This window comes from Mycetocola reblochoni REB411, assembly GCF_900163835.1.
GTDB lineage: Bacteria > Actinomycetota > Actinomycetes > Actinomycetales > Microbacteriaceae > Mycetocola_B > Mycetocola_B reblochoni.
Genome location: NZ_FUKR01000037.1, coordinates 14,896 through 32,636, shown reverse-complemented (window position 1 = coordinate 32,636; position 17,741 = coordinate 14,896). Strand labels below are relative to the sequence as shown.

Here is a 17,741-nt window from a genome sequence, read left to right as displayed (position 1 = left end):
GATGGCCCATTTCTCCAGCAGCGCAGCCGTGTCCCATGTGGGGCGCGTCCGTGCGAACAACCAGGACTCCGGCTACGCGGGGCACCACCTGTTCGTCGTCGCCGACGGCATGGGGGGCCACGCCGGCGGTGACGTGGCGTCCGCGATCGCGCTGAAGCGCATCATCGAGGCCGACGTCGAGTACTCCAGCGCCGAGGAGGCGGAGATCGCGCTCCAGACCGCGATCATCGCGGCCAACACACGGCTGGCGGACACCGTCGTCGACCACCCGGAGCTCATGGGCATGGGCACGACCGTCGACGCGATCGCTGTCGTCGGCGACCGGGTCGCGATCGCGCACATCGGCGACTCGCGCATCTACCTCTACCGCGACGGCGAGATCAGCCAGATCACCACCGACCACACCTTCGTGCAGAAGCTCGTCGACGCCGGAAGGATCACGCCGGAGGAGGCGCTCGTGCACCCGCGCCGCTCCGTGCTCATGCGCGTCCTCGGCGACGTCGACGCCCACCCGGAGATCGACACGCTCATCCTCGGCACCAAGCCGGGCGACCGCTGGCTGCTCTGCTCGGACGGCCTCTCCGGCGTCGTGACCGACCAGACCATGCTGCGCGCGCTCGCGTCCGACGAGCCGGCGGCGCGTGTCGGGGACCGGCTGCTCAAGGACGCGCTCGACCACGGCGCTCCCGACAACGTCACCATCGTCATCTACGACGTCGGTGAGGAGGAGCCCGACCAGGCCCCCATCGGCTCCGTCGTCGGCTCCGCCGCGCGTCCGATCGCCTTCGAGGCGGAGAAGGCCCCCGCAGCACGAACGGGGCTTCTCCCCGCGTTCCGCCTGCGCTCGGCGAAGACCGCCGCCCTCGGGCCCAGCCACTTCGAGCCGGAGAACGACGGCTACTACGACGAGCTCATCGAGGAGGACGCCCGCCGCGTCAAGCGCAGGCGGATCACCTGGGCCGTCGGCGGCGTCGTCGCCGTCCTCGCGATCGTGCTCGTCGCCCTGCTCGGCTACGCGTGGACCCAGTCCCGCTACTTCGTGACGGCCGACCCCTCCGAGCAGACGGTGATGATCTACCGCGGGATCCAGCAGGACCTCGGTCCCGTCACCCTCTCCAGCGAGTACCAGGACACCGAGGTCCCGCTCGCCGACCTGTCCACGTACGATCGGCAGCAGGTGGTCTCGTCGATCAGCGTCGGCTCGCTCGCCGAGGCACAGGACGTGGTCTCCCGACTGCGCATGACCGCCGGAGGTGAGGAGTGATGAGCGTCGACACCCCCGCGCGCCCCGGCGACGAGGCGAGCCCGGAGTTCCGCGTCGAGACGGGCGTCCTCGCGACCATGCGGCGCATCCAGAGGCCCAGCCGCCTGCGCAACCGTGAGCTCCTCCTGCTGCTGTTCGCCTTCGTGGTCAACGGTGCGGCGATGGTGCTCGTCCAGCTCGGCGCGATCGGCGAGGTCCAGCCGGGGCCGCTCGTGGCGGTCGCCGGGCTGGCGGTCCTCGTGCTCGTGCTGCACGGCGGGCTCCGGGTGTGGGCGCCGAACGCCGACCCCGTGCTCCTGCCCGTCGCGGTGGCGCTGAACGGGATCGGCATCGCCGAGATCTACCGCATCGACATCGCCGAGAAGCTGACGGGGTGGGGCGCCGCGTCGACCCGCCAGATCGTGTGGAGCGCGATCGCGATGGTCGCCGCCGTCCTCGTCGTCGCCCTGCTGAAGAACTACCGCGTGCTGCACCGCTACACCTATGTGTTCGGCTTCATCGCCGTCGTCATGCTGCTGCTGCCGCTCATCCCCGGGCTGGGTCTCAACGTCAACGGGGCCCGCGTGTGGATCAGCATCGGCGGCGTGCTCAGCTTCCAGCCCGGCGAGGTGGCGAAGATCGCCCTGGCCATCTTCTTCGCCGGCTACCTGGTGCGCACCAGGGAGAGCCTGTCGATGGTGGGCAAGACCTTCCTCGGCATGCGCTTCCCCCGGCTGCGCGACCTCGGGCCGATCCTCGTGATCTGGCTGCTGTCCATGGCCGTCATCGTGTTCCAGCGCGACCTCGGCACCGCGCTGCTCTACTTCGGCATGTTCGTGATCATGCTCTACATGGCCACGGGACGCACCAGCTGGGTCCTGATCGGCATGACCCTCTTCGTCGGGGGCGCCGTCGTGGCCAGCCAGACGCTGAGCTACGTGAACGGCCGGTTCCGCAACTGGCTCGACGCCTTCAACCCCGACCAGTACGAGGCCTGGGGCGGGAGTCACCAGCTCGTCCAGGGCATCTTCGGCCTCGCGCACGGCGGGCTCGTGGGCACGGGCCTCGGACAGGGCCAGCCGGCGATCACGCCCCTCGCCGAGAGCGACTACATCTTCGCCAGTCTCGGCGAGGAGCTCGGCCTCGCCGGCGTCATGGCGCTGCTCGGTCTCTACCTGATCATCGTCGCCCGTGGCCTGAGCATCGGCTTCACGGCGCAGGACGACTTCATGAAGCTGCTCGCCGTGGGGCTCTCCTTCACCATCGCGCTTCAGGTGTTCATCATGGTCGGCGGTGTCACGCGCGTCATCCCGCTCACCGGTCTGACCACGCCGTTCCTGGCGGCCGGCGGGTCCTCGCTCGTGGCGAACTGGATCATCGTCGCCCTGCTGCTCCGCCTGAGTGACAGCGTCCGCAAACCGGGACCGATGGTGGGGGCCGCATCATGAACACCCAGTTGAAGCGGATCAGCATCGTCGTCCTGGCGATGTTCACCGCGCTCATGGTCTCGACGACCCTCATCCAGGTGTTCCAGGCGGATCAGCTTGCCGCGGACGGCCGCAACACCCGCACCCTCTATGACAGCTACGGCGTGGAGCGCGGGCCGATCCTGGCCGGGGACACCGTCATCGCCGAGTCCGTGCCGAGCGACGACCAGTACGAGTTCGCGCGCAGCTACCCCGAGGGCGAGCTCTACTCCCCGATCACGGGCTACTTCAACCAGACGCAGGGCTCGAGCGGCCTCGAGCAGTCGATGAACGACTACCTCTCCGGGACGTCGAACACCCAGTTCCTCGACTCCCTCAACCGCATCGTCACGGATCAGGCCCCCGCCGGCGCGGCCGTCGAGACGAGCATCGACCCCGACGTCCAGCAGGCGGCCTCGGACGCGCTCGGCGATCTGCAGGGCGCGATCGTCGCGGTCGAGCCGTCGAGCGGCCGCATCCTCGCGATGACGACGAGCCCCGGCTACGACCCGAACCGTCTGGCGAGCCACAACTCGGAGGACGTGATCGCGGCCTACGACGAGCTGATCAACGACCCCTCGCAACCGCTCATCAACCGAGCCACCGGCGGAAACCTCAATCCTCCCGGCTCGTCATTCAAGGTCGTCGTCGCGGCCGCGGCGTTCGACACCGGCGAGTACACGCCCGACTCGACCCTGCCGAACCCGGTGTCGCTCACGCTTCCCGGCAGCTCCGCGACGGTCTACAACTGGACGAGGACGAGCTGCGGAAGCGGCGACACGGTCACCATCAGGGAGGCCATCCGCCAGAGCTGCAACGTCCCGCTCGCCGAGCTGGGCATGCGGCTGGGCGACGACACGATCAAGGCCATGGCCGAGAAGCTCGGCTTCAACCAGGCCTTCGACATCCCCACCGAGACCACCGCGTCCAGCTACCCGAACACGAACAGCGACGCCGAGACCGGGCTGAGCTCCTTCGGCCAGATGAACGTGAGGACCACCCCCCTGCAGATGGCGCTCGTCTCCGCGGCCGTCGCCGCCGACGGGAAGGTCATGTCCCCGACGCTTGTCGACCGTGTGACCGGCAGCAACCTGCAGGCGCTGGAGACCACGCAGCCGAGCGAGTTCTCGACCGCGTTCTCGCCCGAGGTGGCCGACATGCTGACCGAGGTCATGGTCAACGGTGTGGCGAACGGTCAGTCAAGTAATGCCAAGATAGAGGGTGTCGATGTGGCCGGGAAGACGGGCACGGCGCAGAACGGTGATGACGATCCGTACACGCTGTGGTTCACCGGATTCGCGCCCGCGGAGAACCCTGAGGTCGCTGTGGCGGTGGTGATCGAGAATGATGCGAACCTGGGCCATCACAGCTCGGGCAACATCGTTGCCGCGCCGATTGCGAAGAAAGTGATAGAGGCGGTGCTGAACAAATGAGACCCACGGCAGGACTCACCTTCGGGGGACGCTACGAGCTGGAATCCCGCATCGCCATCGGCGGTATGGGCGAGGTGTGGAAGGCGACCGACCTGGTCATCGGGCGCACCGTCGCGCTCAAGATCCTCAAGGACGAATACCTCGGCGACCCCGGCTTCCTCGAGCGCTTCCGCGCCGAGGCGCGTCACGCGGCCCTGGTCAACCACGAGGGCATCGCGAACGTGTTCGACTACGGCGAGGAGGACGGCAGCGCCTTCCTCGTGATGGAGCTCGTCCCCGGCGAGCCGTTGTCGACGATCCTCGAGCGCGAGCACGTGCTGCCGACCGACAAGGTGCTCGACATCGTGGCGCAGACGGCGGCCGCGCTGCAGGCCGCGCACTCGGCCGGGCTGGTCCACCGCGACATCAAGCCGGGCAACCTCCTGATCACGCCGGAGGGTCGCGTCAAGATCACCGACTTCGGCATCGCGCGGATCGCCGACCAGGTGCCGCTCACGGCGACCGGCCAGGTGATGGGCACCGTGCAGTACCTCTCGCCCGAGCAGGCCTCCGGCCACCCCGCCTCCCCCACGACGGACATCTACTCGCTCGGGATCGTCGCCTACGAGGCGCTCGCGGGCAAGCGACCGTTCACGGGCGAGAGCCAGGTCGCCATCGCGATGGCCCAGATCAACGACGCCCCGCCGCCCCTGCCGGTGACGGTGAGCGAGCCGGTGCGCAACTTCGTCATCTCGATGATCGCGAAGAAGCCCTCCGACCGTCCCTCCTCGGCCGCCCACGTGGCGCGTGCCGCTCAGGCGCTGCGCCGCGGCGACGTCGAGGCCGCGACCGTCGCCGTGCCCGCGATCGGTGCCGGACTGGCGACCGGGGCCGCGACGACGCTCATGCCCACGGGCAACGACGACGCGACCCGGCTGCTGACCGCAGGCAACGGCGTCACGGCCACCGCCTCCCAGGACCTCGTCGACGGCGAGGACGGCGAGGAGGAGGGCGAGGAGACCAAGAAGAAGCGCAGTCCGTGGACGTGGCCTCTCATCGCTCTCGTCGCGATCCTGCTGCTGGTGCTCGGCGGCACGCTGTTCACGCTGTTCGGCAATCGCACGCCGGAGCCGGCACCGACGACGACAAGCGCAACGCCGAGCTCGACGCCCACCCCGACGGAGACGGAGGAGCCCGAGCCGGAGCCGAGCCCGACCGCCGACGACACCCCGATGCTCAACGCGGACGAGTTCATCGGCCAGCCGTTCGACAGCGTCAGGGACACGCTCCAGGCGGCGCCATACAACCTGTCGGTCAATCGCGAGGTCGGCTCGGCCGCGCAGAACAGCGACCAGGTCAACACGGTGATCGACATCAACCCCGTCGGCCGGCTCTCGGCGGGCACCACGGTCACGGTCACGGTGTACGGCGACATGCCGACGGTCGACGCACCGACCGAGACGCCGACCGTCTCGCCGACGGTCGACGGTGGTGTCGAGGCGGGAAGCAGCGTGACGATCGCGTGGTCCCCGTATGCGGGCTGCCCGAGCGGGACGAGCGTCGCCGGCTACCGCCTGAACCTGTCGGGGGCGACAAGCGACGTGCCCAACAACCTGATCACATCGAACACCTCGCAGTTCACCGCGACGGTGGCGGACTCGGGCACGCTGCAGTTCAGCTACGTCGTCACCTGCGCGTCGTCGGGGACGAACGCCGAGTACGACACCCCGAGCTCGCCGACCCTGACCGCGAACATCGTTCCGGCGGCGTCGGACGACGCCGAGGGCTGATGAGCACCGACCCCGGCCGCGCCGTCGCGGCCGGGGTCTCTCAGATAGCGCCCGCTAAGCTGAACGTCGGAGTTATCGCAGAAGTGAGGGGTGAGGGTGGCTGAGGAACAGCGCCTGATCGCCGGCCGCTACCGGCTCGGTGATCTGATCGGCCGGGGTGGCATGGCCGAGGTCTACCGCGGGACCGACACGCGGCTCGGCCGCACCGTCGCCGTCAAGCTGCTCAAGCCGGAGCTCGCCTCCGACGCCACCTTCCGCGGACGCTTCCGTCAGGAGGCGCAGGCGGCCTCGCGCATGTCGCACCCCACCATCGTGCGGGTCTTCGACGCGGGCGAGGACGAGCTCACCGCCGACGGCGGCCAGACCAGGATTCAGCCTTACATCGTCATGGAGTACGTCGAGGGCAACCCGCTCGACGTCCTCATCGCGGCCGGCCCCCTCGCACCCGAGCGCGCCGTCGAGATCACCAGCGGAATCCTCACCGCCCTGGAATACTCGCACCGCGCCGGGATCGTGCACCGCGACATCAAGCCGGCGAACGTCATGATCGGCAAGAACGGCTCGGTCAAGGTCATGGACTTCGGCATCGCGCGCGCCGTGTCCGACACCTCCTCGTCGCTCGCGCAGACGACCGCGATCCTCGGCACTGCGGCGTACTTCTCCCCCGAGCAGGCCAAGGGCGAGACCGTCGATGCCCGCACCGACCTCTACTCGACGGGCATCGTGCTCTTCGAGATGCTCACCGGTCGGGTGCCCTTCCGCGGCGACACCGCCGTCGCCGTCGCCTACCAGCACGTGAGTGAGCCCCCGGCGGACCCCTCGACCCTCAACCCCGCGGTCTCCCCTGCACTGGACCTCGTCGTCACGCACGCGCTGTCGAAGAACCGCTATGACCGCTACCAGACCGTGTCCGAGTTCCGCGCGGACCTCGAGCTCGCCGGCGAGGGCAAGGTTCCCGTGCGGTCCTCGGGCGAGGACGCGGCGACCGCTCTGTTCGGCCCGGCACCGACGGTCCAGTCCAGCACCGAGCAGGCGCTTCGCCAGCTCACGACCGACACCGGCGCCGTGCGGACGCAGTCCCGGCCCCCGGTGGCCTGGATCTGGCCCGGCGTCTCCGTCGTGGCGGTCGTCCTCGTCGCGGTGCTGATCTGGGTGGTCTCGCTGCCGAGCTCCCCCGGGCCGGCCGTGTCCTCCCGCGTCGTCCCCGACGTCACCGGCCTCACCCTCGACGAGGCCACCGCGGCCCTCGCCGAGCAGGACCTCGTCGCCGAACCGACGGAGGAGGAGTCGAACGACGTCGAGGAGGGCCTGGTCATCCGGTCGTTCCCCGCCGCGGGGCTGCGCACGGACCCGAACGAGACCGTCCAGGTCTACGTCTCGAGCGGAACCGCGAAGGTCTCGGTCCCCGACGTGACGGAGATGAGCATCGACGATGCCACCGCCGAGCTGGAGGACGCCGGCCTGGAGGTCGGATCGACGGACGCCAGCAACTCGGCGACGATCCCCGAGGGAACGGTGACCGGCACGAGCCCCGCGCAGGGCAAGGCTGTCGAGCCGGGCTCGACGGTGGACCTGACCGTGTCCAACGGCAAGGTCGCGCTCCCCGACATGACCGGCCAGACCCTGGGCGCCGCGACCGACTCGCTTCAGGGCACGTCGATGGGCCTCACCGTGGTGCCCGTGCCCGACCAGAGCTGCGCAGCGGAGCCGAACTCCCCCGTGACGGGTCAGTCGATTCCCCCGGGCGACATCGATCAGGGCAGCGAGGTCGAGCTGTACTACTGCGCCGGTGGCGGCAGCACCCCGGCGCCGGACGACGACGAGGGCTGACCGGCAACGACCGACCGGATCAACCGACGGACCGAACCGAACCGACCGACGGAGCGGCTCAGCGAGCCGCTCAGCCGATGAGCGGGCTGAGGGTCGCACCGCGGGCGGCGGCGCCCTCCTGGCCGACGAGCTCGAGCCAGTTCCCGATCATCCGGTAGCCGCCCTCGGTGAGGACGCTCTCCGGGTGGAACTGCACGCCGAAGAGCGGCAGCTCACGGTGCCGCAGTCCCATGATGACCCCGCCCGGTGTCCTGCTGGTCACCACGAGCTCGTCCGGGACGGTCCCGTCGACGACCGCGAGCGAGTGGTAGCGGGTCGCGGTGAACTCGTCGTCGAGCCCGGCGTAGAAGGGGCTGCCGTCGTGGCGCACGCGCGACGTCTTGCCGTGCATGAGCTCCTCGGCGTTGGTGACCGTCGCACCGTAGGCCTCGGCGAGCGCCTGATGCCCGAGGCACACCCCCAGAAGCGGGGTTCCCGCCGCCGCAGCGGCGCGGATCGCATCGATCGAGACGCCGGCGTCGGACGGCTTTCCCGGCCCGGGCGAGACCAGGACGGCGTCGTAGCCGGCGATCGTCGCCGGGACGTCCTCCGGCGCGATCGCGTCGTTGCGGACGACCGTGGTCTCCGCGCCGAGCTCCTGCAGGTAGCCGTTCAGCGTGTAGACGAAGCTGTCGTAGTTGTCGATGACGAGAACCCTGCTCATGTTGTCCCTCCCACGGTGACGTCCTGGGTGTCCACCAGCTCCTGCACCCACGGGAACACCCAGGTGAACAGCGCCGCGACGACTGCCGCGACGATGATGAGGACGAGGATCACCCTCACCCAGGCCGGGCCGGGGAGCGAACGCCAGAGCGCACCGTACATGTCTATCCTTCCACGCCGTCGGTCAGTGCGGCCGGCGGCCCGTCCGCGCGGGGAGTCCACGACTCGAGCACGCCGTACGAGATGATCCGCTCCGCCGTCGACATGAACGGGTTGCAGCTGGTCAGGGTGATGACCGAGTCGACGGGGTCCTCGTCGGGGTGGCCGGGAACGGCCGCGATCACGTCGACCTGGCTGGGCTGGACGTACTCGGTGTTCCGGTAGCGGTAGGTGAACCAGCCGTCCTTCGTCTCGACGACGATGGCGTCGCCCGGCTGCAGCTCGGCGACCTTGTTGAGGGGAGCACCGTGGGTGTTGCGGTGGCCGGCGATGGCGAAGTTGCCGTCCTCGCCCGGCATCTGCGTGTCCGGGTAGTGGCCGAGCCCGATGGGGTCGAGCGTGACCGCCTTGCTCACACCTCCGGCGATCTGGGACACGTAGTCCTCGCCGAAGCGCGGCACGCGCAGCTGAGCGAACACCTCACCGTCGTCCGGCTGCTCGGGGATGATGGGGTCGTCGTGCCCGGCGTCGCTCGCCTGGTCGTCCCACTCGCGGCTGATCTGGGAGCCGCGATCGTTCTGTTCGCCCCTGACGACCCAGTCGTTCCAGAACAGCTGCCAGAACAGGAACAGGAAGACGAGGACACCGGCCGTCAGGAGCAGCTCGCCGAGCACCCCGAGCACGCTGACCCGCGGTCGGGGGCGACGACGCGACGCGCGATTCGTGCGGCGTGTCGGGGACTCGATCATGATCCCCGATCATAGCGCCAGGGTATTCGCTCCGGCGTCGCTGGCCGGGCCTCCACTCCGGCTAGACTGGGGGCCATGGCCCGCACGAAGAGACAGAAGCCCGCCGACGTCGACACCCCGAGTTCCGGCGAACAGGCACCCAACGCCGTCTGGTTCAAGCCGGTGATGTTCGGTTTCCTGCTGCTCGGCCTCGTGTGGATCATCGTCTACTACATCAGTGCGGGCACCCTGCCGATCCCCGCGATCGACGTCTGGAACCTGGCGATCGGCTTCGGCATCGCGTTCATCGGCTTCATCATGGCGACGCGCTGGCGCTGACCTCCCCGCGTGATCGTCTCGACGCCCGTCCCTCCAGGGGCGGGCGTCGTCGTTGTCAGGCGAACGACCGTTCGAGCTCGATCAGTCGCGACTTCGCCTGCTCACCTCCGACGTAGCCGCCCAGCCGGCCGTCGGAGCGGATCACCCGGTGGCAGGGAACCACGATGGGCAGCGGGTTCGTGGCGCAGGCGGTGCCGACGGCTCGGACGGCTCGGGGGTTGCCGACGGTCGCCGCGAGCCTCCCGTAGGAGACGGTTGTCCCGTAGGGGAGCTCTGGCAGCGCGACCTGCACGGTCCTGCGGAACCCGGTGGACAGCCGCCGGTCCAGCCCGAGGGAGAACTCGCGCCGACGACCGGTGAAGTACTGGTCCAGCTGTCGGGAGGTCTCTTCGAAGCTCCCCGGGGCGAACAGGATTCTGGCGCCGATGCGCGCGGCCAGCGTCTCGAGCACCTGCTCCGTGCCCTCCGTGTCGAAGGCCACGCGGACCAGTCCCCGCTCCGTCGCCGCCACGAGCACGCCGCCGAGGGGGGTGTCGAGCATCCGGTAGAGCACGTCCGTCAGCCCCTCCGCCCTGGCGGCGGTGACGAGGCGTCGTCCCAACGCATCGAGGTGGTCCGCATCACCGTTCGCGACCGCGGCGGCTGCTGGTTGCGCGGCTGCTGGTTGCGCGGCTGCTGGTTGCGCGGCCGCTGGTTGCGCGGCCGCTGGTTGCGCGGCCGGCGGCGTGCTGGTGATCCGCGGCGTGTGCGTTGTCGCACTCCGCAACGCGTGCGTTCGCGGCGGGGTGTGGGTAGGCGGGGTGTGCAGCGTGTGCGTGGACGTGGGCAGCAACGTCGCGCGCAGCTCGCCTCCCGACCGTTCGTGCATCGTCATCTCTGATCTCCTGTCGCGGGGTCTTCCGCTTCTTCGTCCGCCTCGCTCGAACCGGTACGCGCCGTCGGGAACCGTCCGGGCCGGGCGGACCGGTCTTCCATGACCCGTGTGACCGCGTCTCCATCGCCACGATTACTGTCACCGTCACTGTCACCGTCACTGTCACTGTCACCGTCACCGACACCGACCGCATTCGGCACGGCCAGCCCGCTGTCCCGAACCCCCGGGCCCGCGGCGCCCGAATCCCACTCGTATCGGGACAGTCGCCGATCGGACCTCAACGAGCGCAGACCGTCCGCGGCGGCACGGCGGACGGCTGCCGCGTTCGAGTCGACGATGATCGCGATCTGGGCGTATGGCAACCCGATGAGGTGGTGGTACGCGACCGCGTCACGCTGACGTGGCGGCAGCTCGTCCACCGCGAGCCACAGCTCGAAGCGGTCAGGGTCCAGTGCCGCCTTCTCCGGAACCTCCGGGAGTTCCCCGACCGGAGTGGCTCCGGCAGCACGACGTCGGATGATGTCGATCGACTTCCGCTTCGCCACCCGGACGAGCCACGCCTGGACATTGGTGGACTCGGGCAGCTCCGGCCAGGAGCGCAGGGCCGCGAGGAAGGTCTCCGACCACGCGTCGTCCGCGTCTGCGTGCCGGCCCAGGACGGACCGACAGATGCGGAGCACGACGTCTCCGTGTTCCCGCACTGCGCGGTCGAAGGGTTGCTGCACCTCGGGCCTCTCCTCATTCGCGGTCAACGCTCCGGATCAGTCTCCTCCTCACCCGGCAGACGTGACCGCCCATTCCGGCGTCGTCCGCCTCACTGAGTAGACGCCCGTGACCGCCCAAACGTGAGGTCGTCGCCGTCGAAGGATCCCGACGCTCACCAGGCACCCGGTCTCTCACAGCCATCCAGCACAGTCAGCACGTCCATCGCTCGGGACGCCGCGGACGGCTCGTGCGGCCGCCACATCGCACAACCGCCACTACACCGTGCCCGCGGGAATCACACCGATGTAACTATCCCCACAGTTATCCACAGCTGTGGAAAGTGGCCCTTCCGATCCCCGCGATGTCGGGCTTCGCTCCGATAACTACATCGGTGTAATTATCCCCAGTCCTGTCCACAAGCTGTGGAGAGCGGTCGACCACCGAGAGGGACCTCCGGGCGTCAGGCCGTGGCGAAGAGCAGGTTCCAGAGGCTCAGCAGCACCAGCACCGCGGCCAGAACGCCGAGAAGCAGTCGCTGTTTGGTGGCGTCGGAACGCTGGCGGGTCGACGCGTAGATGGCGCCGACGGCCGCACCGCCGATCAGACCGCCGAGGTGCGCCTGCCACGAGACGTTTCCCGACCCGAGGAAGCCGATGGCGAAGTTGACGGCCACCAGCACGATCAAGCCCGACGTGTTCCCGCCGATCCGCCGCTGAATGACGATGAGCGCACCGAGAAGGCCGAAGACCGCCCCCGACGCCCCGACGGTCGCCGTCAGCGGATCGGTGAGGAACATGACACCGAGCGAGCCGGAGAAGCCCGCGAACAGATACAGGACGAGGAACCGACCCCGACCGATCGCCGGCTCCAGCATCGATCCGAGCACCCACAGCATGTACATGTTCAGACCGATGTGCAGCAAACCGTAGAAGCCGTTGGTCGAGTGGGTGAGAAGCACCGTGAGCATGCGCCACGGCTCGAAGTATCCGGGATGGCTGTACACGCCGGCGTACAGCAGGGAGTCGGTCACGACCCCGCCGATTCCGGGGAGGATCTGCAGCACCCAGACGAACGCGGTGACGGCGATGATGATGGTCGTGACCATCGGCCTGTCCGAGCGGGACAGGCGGGTGAGGACGTTCGGTCGGCGGGGGGCGTTCTGCTTCTGCTCACGCATGCACTCCGGACAGATCACGCCGACCGCAGCGGGGGTCTGGCAGTCGCCGCAGATCGTGCGTCCGCAACGCTGGCAGAGCACGAAGCTCTGCCGATCAGGGTGCCGGTAACAGAAGTTGTCTCGCGCTGAACCGCCGACCGAACTCATCACCGATGCCGGTCTTAGACCGGGGTGACGTCGATGCCGGTGATCACGACGTCGTCGAGCGGACGGTCGCGCCCGTCGGTGGGCACGGCGCCCATCTTGTCGACGACCTTGCGGCTGGCGTCGTCGGCGACCTCGCCGAAGACGGTGTGCTTGCCGTGCAGCCAGGTGGTCGGGCCGACGGTGATGAAGAACTGCGAACCGTTCGTCCCCCGACCGGCGATCTTGCCGGCGTTCGCCATGGCGAGAACGTACGGCTCAGCGAAGCCGAGCTCGGGGTGGATCTCGTCGTCGAACTGGTAGCCGGGGCCACCGGTGCCGGTTCCGGTTCGGTCGCCGCCCTGAATCATGAATCCGGGAATGATCCGGTGGAAGATCACTCCGTCGTAGAAGTTGCCTTCTCCCGGCTTGCCCGTGGTGGGGTCGATCCAGTCCGTGGTTCCGGTGGCGAGGCCGATGAAGTTGGCGACAGTCTTGGGGGCGTGGTCACCGAAAAGGTTGACCGTGATGTCGCCGTAGTTGGTGTGGAGGGTTGCGACGGCGGTGTGCTTTGACATGCGTCAATTCTTGCACAAACGCTGTATGTCCCCGCTGTTCCTCAGCGCCCAAGTGGCAAGATGGATTGACTCGACACAAACCAGATCTTTTGGAGGTCCCCCGGTGAGCCTGTCACGTAAGCGCAAGAAGGAGCTCAAGCGGCTGAAGAAGCAGGCCAACAAGCTCTGGAACTCCCAGCAGGAGCTCCTCAGCCGGGCTGGCGATGTCGCACAGGATGCGACCACTCAGCTCAGCAACTACTCACGCGAGCACCTCGTGCCCGCCGTGGTGAGCACGTACGAGCACCGCATCCAGCCGAAGGTCGACTCGGGTGCTCGCGCGGTGAACGCCGCTCGTCACCGGCTCGAGCGAGGCGTCTCCCCGTACGTCAAGCAGGTCGCCAACGACCGCAGGGTCAAGGAGGCCGTGCGTCGCGTCAGCAAGGCCGCCCCGGTCAAGAAGAAGACCGGTCCCTCCGCGGGATCTGTTATCGCGATTGGCGCCGGTGTGCTCGCGGCCGCCGGCATCGCGTACGCGGTGTGGCAGACGTTCCGCGCGGACGACGAGCTCTGGGTCGCCGACGACGATTCGCTGTTCCCCAACACCTGATTCGTCACTCAGCTGCGCGAGAGGGCCCCTGCAGAGATCTGTCGATCTCAGCGGGGGCCCTCTCGTCGTTCAGACGAGTTCCGCTGCGCGGCGTGAGCGCTAGTTCCGCGGACCGCCATCGGACGAGGACGGCACGTTCTCCACCGGTGACGGCGTTTCTTGCCTCACGGCCCCGGCGTCACGGGTCCCCGTCCCGGTGTCGTCCGGCGCTCCGTCGACGCTCGTGGACGGCTGCTCCCCGGATGAGCTCGCACCCCCCGCGTCACGGACGACGTCGGTGCTCTCGTTCGTTTCGGCCTCTGCACGGTCTTCGCCCTGCGGTTCAACCCGGGAACTCGCATCCGAACCGAGTTCGGACTCCGTGAACTCGCGAGCCGTCTTCGCAGCCGCGTCTCGGGCTCCTGCCGTGGCATCGCAGACCTCTACGGGCTCAGGCCTGTCGACCTGCACCCTGGCGAATCGAATCGTCTGCTCGCCGGTGGCCGAACCCGACTGATAGCCGCCGAGACCGATGAGCCCCTCAGATCCGGCGGCCGCCGCGGAATCGGTGAACGCGAGGGGCCCCTCCTCCGGCTCGTCATCGCCGATCCAGGCACGGGCCGCGATCGTCGTGTTCCCGGTCCCTCCGATGGTGGCCCGAAGGTTCATGGCCTGCCCCGCCCCGGGACGAAGTCCCGCGACACTCGCGCGCGCGACGACCGTGGACCCCCGGAGCACCTGCAACTGGACATCGTCGTTCGGCCTGACCCATGCCCTGACCGTGTACGAACCCGATGACGACTCCCTGAGGATCAGAGTCGGGTACACGCCCGCCCCGCTCGGCGCGTCACTCAAGGTGACGGAAGTACTGAGCGACGCGTCACCGGAGACCACGTCACCCAGCACCGCTGACCGCGATGCGCCGGGCGCGAGCCGAACCTGCGCTCCGCCCTCGAGGTCGACGGCGTAATCGGCCCTCGCACCGCGGGTCGCCCACGCCCCTCCGACGTCGGCGATCCCCCACCCGGACGCCGTGTCTCGGTCGAACTCGTCGACGGCGAGGACGTGATCAGCGGCGACGGTGACGCGTTCGCTCGTTTCGGCCGTCGCTCCCGCATCGTCCGTGACCGTGAGGGTGACGTCGTAGCTCCCGGCTCGGGTGTACTCGTGCGTGATGTAGCTTCCGATTGCCGATGCTCCATCCCCGAGATCCCAGGTGTACGAGACGATTTCTCCGTCGCCGTCGGACGACTCCCCCGCGTCGGCGTTGAGCGTCAGACCGTCGGCGGAGAGCGTCATCCCCGCTTTCGGGGGCACATTGGGCTTCACCGCTCCGAGCCGATAGTGCTCTCCGATGATCCGGTCGGATATCGCTGTCGCGTAGTTCGCGACGTTGTCGATGTCAGCCTCGACGACGGAAGCGATTCCGCTGACCGTTTCCCCGCCGATACGCATGGAGCCGCTGGTTCCGCTGCCTGCGCCGGCTGGTGCGGAGTCGGCCAGCTCGCCGTCGACGAAGAGGACGGCCGTTCCGTCTCTGCTTCCGGCGACGACGTGATGCCACTCACCGTCGTTGACAGCGACCGACGACGCGAGATCTGAACCGGCGGACGTGACTTTCGACCCGCCGAAGCGGACCCGCCCGTCAGTCCCGAGTGAGACGAGGCGGTCGAACGCCTCCCGCTTGTTCCAGAACGAGCCCGTCGTCGACACCGACGCCGCGAGTACCCCGCCCTCATCAGACTCCGTGCGAACCCAGAGTTCCGTCATCGCGATCTGGCTCGCTGATTCCTTGAGCGTTGCTGTGCCGGTCCCCGTGGAGGTCGTTCCCGCCCCAAAGCGCGTCGCCCGCCCCTCACCACTGACCTCGGACCCCGCGACGTGCCGCACAACTCGATCGCCCAGCGCGATTGGGTTCGTGCCCCGTGCCCAGTTCGCCGCGGTGGTCCCGCGCGCTTCGCTCAGCGACCAGTAGTCCTTCGGCTGGGCGTTGAGCACTGCCGCGTCGTAGCTTGTCAGCGTCGTCTCGCCCGCCGTGGTCGTCGTGAAACTCCTGCTGTCGCTCATGGTGGCGTTCCCCGCGCCGTCGACGGTGCGGATCTGGTATTCGTAAGTCGTGCGGGGCGAGGCCGACGGGTCGACGGCGGTGAGCATCGGGCGGTTCCAGAGGTGTGATCGACCCGAGACCTCGGCCACAGGGTTATCGACGTCGCCGTCGCGGATCACCTGGTATCGCAGGCTCTCGTCGTCCCTGTCCCAGTTCGCCCGCCAGGAAAGCGAAACGACCGATCCGGCGACCTCGGTCACGCTCGGGGCCATGTCCGTACCCGACAGCTCGGGTCCGACCCTCTTGCCCGATGCCGGATCGGTGCTGAAGCGGACGAGCCCTTGCTGCCCCTTCCCGTTGACCTGACGGAACTCACCCGCGTAGAGAACGTAGTCGCCGGCCACTGTGACGTCCCACGGCCCCTGATTCATACCGGTGAACGTGCCCGTGTTCATCTTCGGCAACCACTCGCGGAGCGACGGCGACGGCTGTCCCTGGAAGTTGGCGTAGGTCCCGGTGCCAACACTGTTCCTGGCGAGCACGCCGGTCGGCTCCGTTGTCATCGCCGTCGCACGGTAGTACTTGTCGGGCTGCTGGTAGTCGCTCATTCCCCCACCGGAGAGGTTGCCGCAGTAGTGCGCGTGGCTCGCCACGTAGACGGTGTCTCCTGCCGGCGCGATCGAGTAGCTGTCTCCGTGGCAGTCGCTGAGCCAGAGCAGGCTCCCGTCCGACCAGCTGGCGCGGAAGGTTCCCTCAAGGTTGCCGTCACGCGACGCCGAGTTCTCATAGCCCGATCCGTAGACGGAGTTCTCGTCTGCTCCGAGCGAGGTGATCGATGCGCGTGAGCCGCCGTTCTTGACCACCGAGCTCGCCTTCCACTCCAGGCTCGAGCCCACGTCGGAATCGACCGCGGCCATCCCCCTGGTCGCGCCGATCGACCTCCCTGTCGCACTGACACCGGAGTTCACCGAGGTGAAGTTGCCGCCGATCACGAGCTTGTCGCCGTCGGGCGAGAGCACCATCGTCGACACTGTGCCACCGGCCACGACCGGCGCCCAGTCGCGGATGACGCCGGTACGTGCGTCCACCGCAGCAGCACGGGTCCGGGGCTGCAGCTGGAACTTGCTGAACACCCCGCCCACGTAGACGGTGTCCGCCGTCGCGACGATCGAGTTCACCGTCGCATCCGCGGTCGGCCGCCAGGAGGTGAGCCGTGACGTCGCCACGTCGATGGCGGCGATCCGGTAGCGGTTGGATCCGTCGACGGAGGTGAACTGTCCACCGAGGTAGAGGGTCGTCCCGTCGGGTGAGGCCGCGAGCGTCTTGACCTGGCCGTTCAATTCGGGAGCGAAGCTCTCGATCAGCTTCCCGCTGCTCAGCGAGTACGCCAGCAGATTCGTCCGACGTGTCTCGTCCGTGCCTGCGCGGGCACCGGCCGGCCTGGCGGTCGTGAAGCTGCCGCCGGCGTAGACGGTGTCCCCGATGACGACCTGGTCCCAGACGACACCGTCGATCTGCGGGGCAGGGAGCGCATCGGCTGTCACGGCGCCCGTGCTAGTGGAGCCATCAGCTCGGTCGCTCGACGTTGACGTCGCCACTCCTGCCGCACGAGCGTTCGCCGCTTCCGGGTCGGCCGAGGCCGGCGCCGCTCCCGAGAAGCTGACGGCGATCCCGAGGATGCCGGCGACAGCGATGGTGACGGCTCTCCGCGTCGCGCGGACAGCCGTCCCCGCGGAGCACCGACCGTTCAGCCCAATGGGCTGGCCGTCCAGCCCGTCGATACTGCGTTCGCTCTCGTCACGTGTGATTCGCATGGGTTCCACTCGTCGTCGCCGCATGATGCAGCGAGGGGTCAGTTCGGGTGCGAGCTCAAATGGGGGGAGCTGATAAATTGTGAGTCATGCTCACAGAATCTCTACTGTAACCGCGTCCCCGAGAAACGCCCCATCCCCCGTTCGGGAGTGGTCAACGAGGAGGCAGGAGCGCCTGTGCAGGGTCCA

The 17,741-nt window shown here is 68.5% G+C and carries 15 protein-coding genes; 7 read left to right on the top strand and 8 right to left on the bottom strand.

Going from position 1 to position 17,741, the window contains the following annotated elements; translation table 11 throughout:
• The first annotated feature begins 1 nt into the window (after position 1).
• The 5 genes from FM119_RS07340 (at position 2) to pknB (ending at position 7,741) form a co-directional block, all read left to right on the top strand.
• The gene (locus FM119_RS07340) at positions 2-1,264 is read left to right on the top strand and encodes a PP2C family protein-serine/threonine phosphatase (RefSeq protein ID WP_087137034.1); all 1,263 of its coding nucleotides are present in this window, start codon (positions 2-4) and stop codon (positions 1,262-1,264) included.
• Positions 1,264-2,691, top strand: a complete 1,428-nt coding sequence (locus FM119_RS07335; protein ID WP_087137033.1) for an FtsW/RodA/SpoVE family cell cycle protein — start codon at positions 1,264-1,266, stop codon at positions 2,689-2,691. The genes FM119_RS07340 and FM119_RS07335 overlap by 1 nt, the downstream gene beginning before the upstream one ends.
• Positions 2,688-4,142 carry a peptidoglycan D,D-transpeptidase FtsI family protein gene (locus FM119_RS07330; protein ID WP_087137032.1) on the top strand — a complete coding sequence of 485 codons (1,455 nt, stop codon included), beginning with the start codon at positions 2,688-2,690 and terminating at the stop codon, positions 4,140-4,142. Before FM119_RS07335 ends, FM119_RS07330 begins: the two co-directional genes overlap by 4 nt.
• Positions 4,139-5,911: a serine/threonine-protein kinase gene (locus tag FM119_RS07325; protein ID WP_087137031.1), complete on the top strand. Its 1,773-nt coding sequence runs from the start codon at positions 4,139-4,141 to the stop codon at positions 5,909-5,911. The genes FM119_RS07330 and FM119_RS07325 overlap by 4 nt, the downstream gene beginning before the upstream one ends.
• Positions 5,912-6,007: 96 nt before the next feature.
• Entirely contained in the window at positions 6,008-7,741 is a 1,734-nt protein-coding gene (gene pknB / locus FM119_RS07320) for a Stk1 family PASTA domain-containing Ser/Thr kinase (RefSeq protein WP_087137030.1), read from the top strand.
• 70 nt (positions 7,742-7,811) lie between these two features.
• Here pknB and FM119_RS07315 read toward each other — a convergent pair whose 3' ends face one another.
• Genes FM119_RS07315 through FM119_RS07310 form a run of 3 tightly spaced genes read right to left on the bottom strand, consistent with a single transcriptional unit; the run spans position 7,812 to position 9,351 of the window.
• A complete protein-coding gene (locus FM119_RS07315; RefSeq protein ID WP_087137029.1) occupies positions 7,812-8,444 on the bottom strand; it encodes an anthranilate synthase component II in 633 nt (210 codons plus the stop codon).
• Positions 8,441-8,605: a DUF4175 domain-containing protein gene (locus FM119_RS13600; RefSeq protein ID WP_143822646.1), complete on the bottom strand. Its 165-nt coding sequence runs from the start codon at positions 8,603-8,605 to the stop codon at positions 8,441-8,443. Before FM119_RS13600 ends, FM119_RS07315 begins: the two co-directional genes overlap by 4 nt.
• A 2-nt stretch (positions 8,606-8,607) precedes the next feature.
• Positions 8,608-9,351, bottom strand: a complete 744-nt coding sequence (locus tag FM119_RS07310; RefSeq protein ID WP_087137028.1) for a class E sortase — start codon at positions 9,349-9,351, stop codon at positions 8,608-8,610.
• 75 nt (positions 9,352-9,426) lie between these two features.
• On the opposite strand from FM119_RS07310, the gene FM119_RS07305 reads away from it, so the two are divergent.
• The gene (locus tag FM119_RS07305; RefSeq protein WP_087137027.1) at positions 9,427-9,669 is read left to right on the top strand and encodes a cell division protein CrgA; all 243 of its coding nucleotides are present in this window, start codon (positions 9,427-9,429) and stop codon (positions 9,667-9,669) included.
• 55 nt (positions 9,670-9,724) lie between these two features.
• Here the strand turns inward: FM119_RS07305 and FM119_RS14215 are convergent, their stop codons facing one another.
• The 4 genes from FM119_RS14215 to FM119_RS07285 form a co-directional block, all read right to left on the bottom strand.
• The gene (locus tag FM119_RS14215) at positions 9,725-10,543 is read right to left on the bottom strand and encodes a methylated-DNA--[protein]-cysteine S-methyltransferase (protein ID WP_245827360.1); all 819 of its coding nucleotides are present in this window, start codon (positions 10,541-10,543) and stop codon (positions 9,725-9,727) included.
• On the bottom strand, positions 10,540-11,244 hold the full coding sequence (locus FM119_RS14360) for an RNA polymerase sigma factor (protein ID WP_338065668.1): 705 nt from the start codon (positions 11,242-11,244) through the stop codon (positions 10,540-10,542). The genes FM119_RS14215 and FM119_RS14360 overlap by 4 nt, the downstream gene beginning before the upstream one ends.
• Positions 11,245-11,708: 464 nt before the next feature.
• Positions 11,709-12,425, bottom strand: coding sequence for a rhomboid family intramembrane serine protease (locus tag FM119_RS07290; protein ID WP_245827358.1), 717 nt, complete (start codon positions 12,423-12,425; stop codon positions 11,709-11,711).
• 161 nt (positions 12,426-12,586) lie between these two features.
• On the bottom strand, positions 12,587-13,126 hold the full coding sequence (locus FM119_RS07285; RefSeq protein ID WP_087137024.1) for a peptidylprolyl isomerase: 540 nt from the start codon (positions 13,124-13,126) through the stop codon (positions 12,587-12,589).
• Between the two features lie 103 nt (positions 13,127-13,229).
• On the opposite strand from FM119_RS07285, the gene FM119_RS07280 reads away from it, so the two are divergent.
• Positions 13,230-13,715: a hypothetical protein gene (locus FM119_RS07280; RefSeq protein ID WP_087137023.1), complete on the top strand. Its 486-nt coding sequence runs from the start codon at positions 13,230-13,232 to the stop codon at positions 13,713-13,715.
• A 99-nt stretch (positions 13,716-13,814) separates the two neighbouring features.
• Here the strand turns inward: FM119_RS07280 and FM119_RS07275 are convergent, their stop codons facing one another.
• A complete protein-coding gene (locus FM119_RS07275; RefSeq protein WP_179205252.1) occupies positions 13,815-17,555 on the bottom strand; it encodes a PKD domain-containing protein in 3,741 nt (1,246 codons plus the stop codon).
• Positions 17,556-17,741: the final 186 nt, after the last annotated feature.

Coding starts and splice junctions, on each gene's coding strand:
- FM119_RS07340 (WP_087137034.1), top strand. CDS start 2: ATGGCCCATTTCTCCAGCAGCGCAGCCGTGTCCCATGTGGGGCGCGTC.
- FM119_RS07335 (WP_087137033.1), top strand. CDS start 1,264: ATGAGCGTCGACACCCCCGCGCGCCCCGGCGACGAGGCGAGCCCGGAG.
- FM119_RS07330 (WP_087137032.1), top strand. CDS start 2,688: ATGAACACCCAGTTGAAGCGGATCAGCATCGTCGTCCTGGCGATGTTC.
- FM119_RS07325 (WP_087137031.1), top strand. CDS start 4,139: ATGAGACCCACGGCAGGACTCACCTTCGGGGGACGCTACGAGCTGGAA.
- FM119_RS07315 (WP_087137029.1), bottom strand. CDS start 8,444: ATGAGCAGGGTTCTCGTCATCGACAACTACGACAGCTTCGTCTACACG.
- FM119_RS13600 (WP_143822646.1), bottom strand. CDS start 8,605: ATGTACGGTGCGCTCTGGCGTTCGCTCCCCGGCCCGGCCTGGGTGAGG.
- FM119_RS07310 (WP_087137028.1), bottom strand. CDS start 9,351: ATGATCGAGTCCCCGACACGCCGCACGAATCGCGCGTCGCGTCGTCGC.
- FM119_RS07305 (WP_087137027.1), top strand. CDS start 9,427: ATGGCCCGCACGAAGAGACAGAAGCCCGCCGACGTCGACACCCCGAGT.
- FM119_RS14215 (WP_245827360.1), bottom strand. CDS start 10,543: ATGACGATGCACGAACGGTCGGGAGGCGAGCTGCGCGCGACGTTGCTG.
- FM119_RS07290 (WP_245827358.1), bottom strand. CDS start 12,425: ATGCGTGAGCAGAAGCAGAACGCCCCCCGCCGACCGAACGTCCTCACC.
- FM119_RS07285 (WP_087137024.1), bottom strand. CDS start 13,126: ATGTCAAAGCACACCGCCGTCGCAACCCTCCACACCAACTACGGCGAC.
- FM119_RS07275 (WP_179205252.1), bottom strand. CDS start 17,555: ATGCGAATCACACGTGACGAGAGCGAACGCAGTATCGACGGGCTGGAC.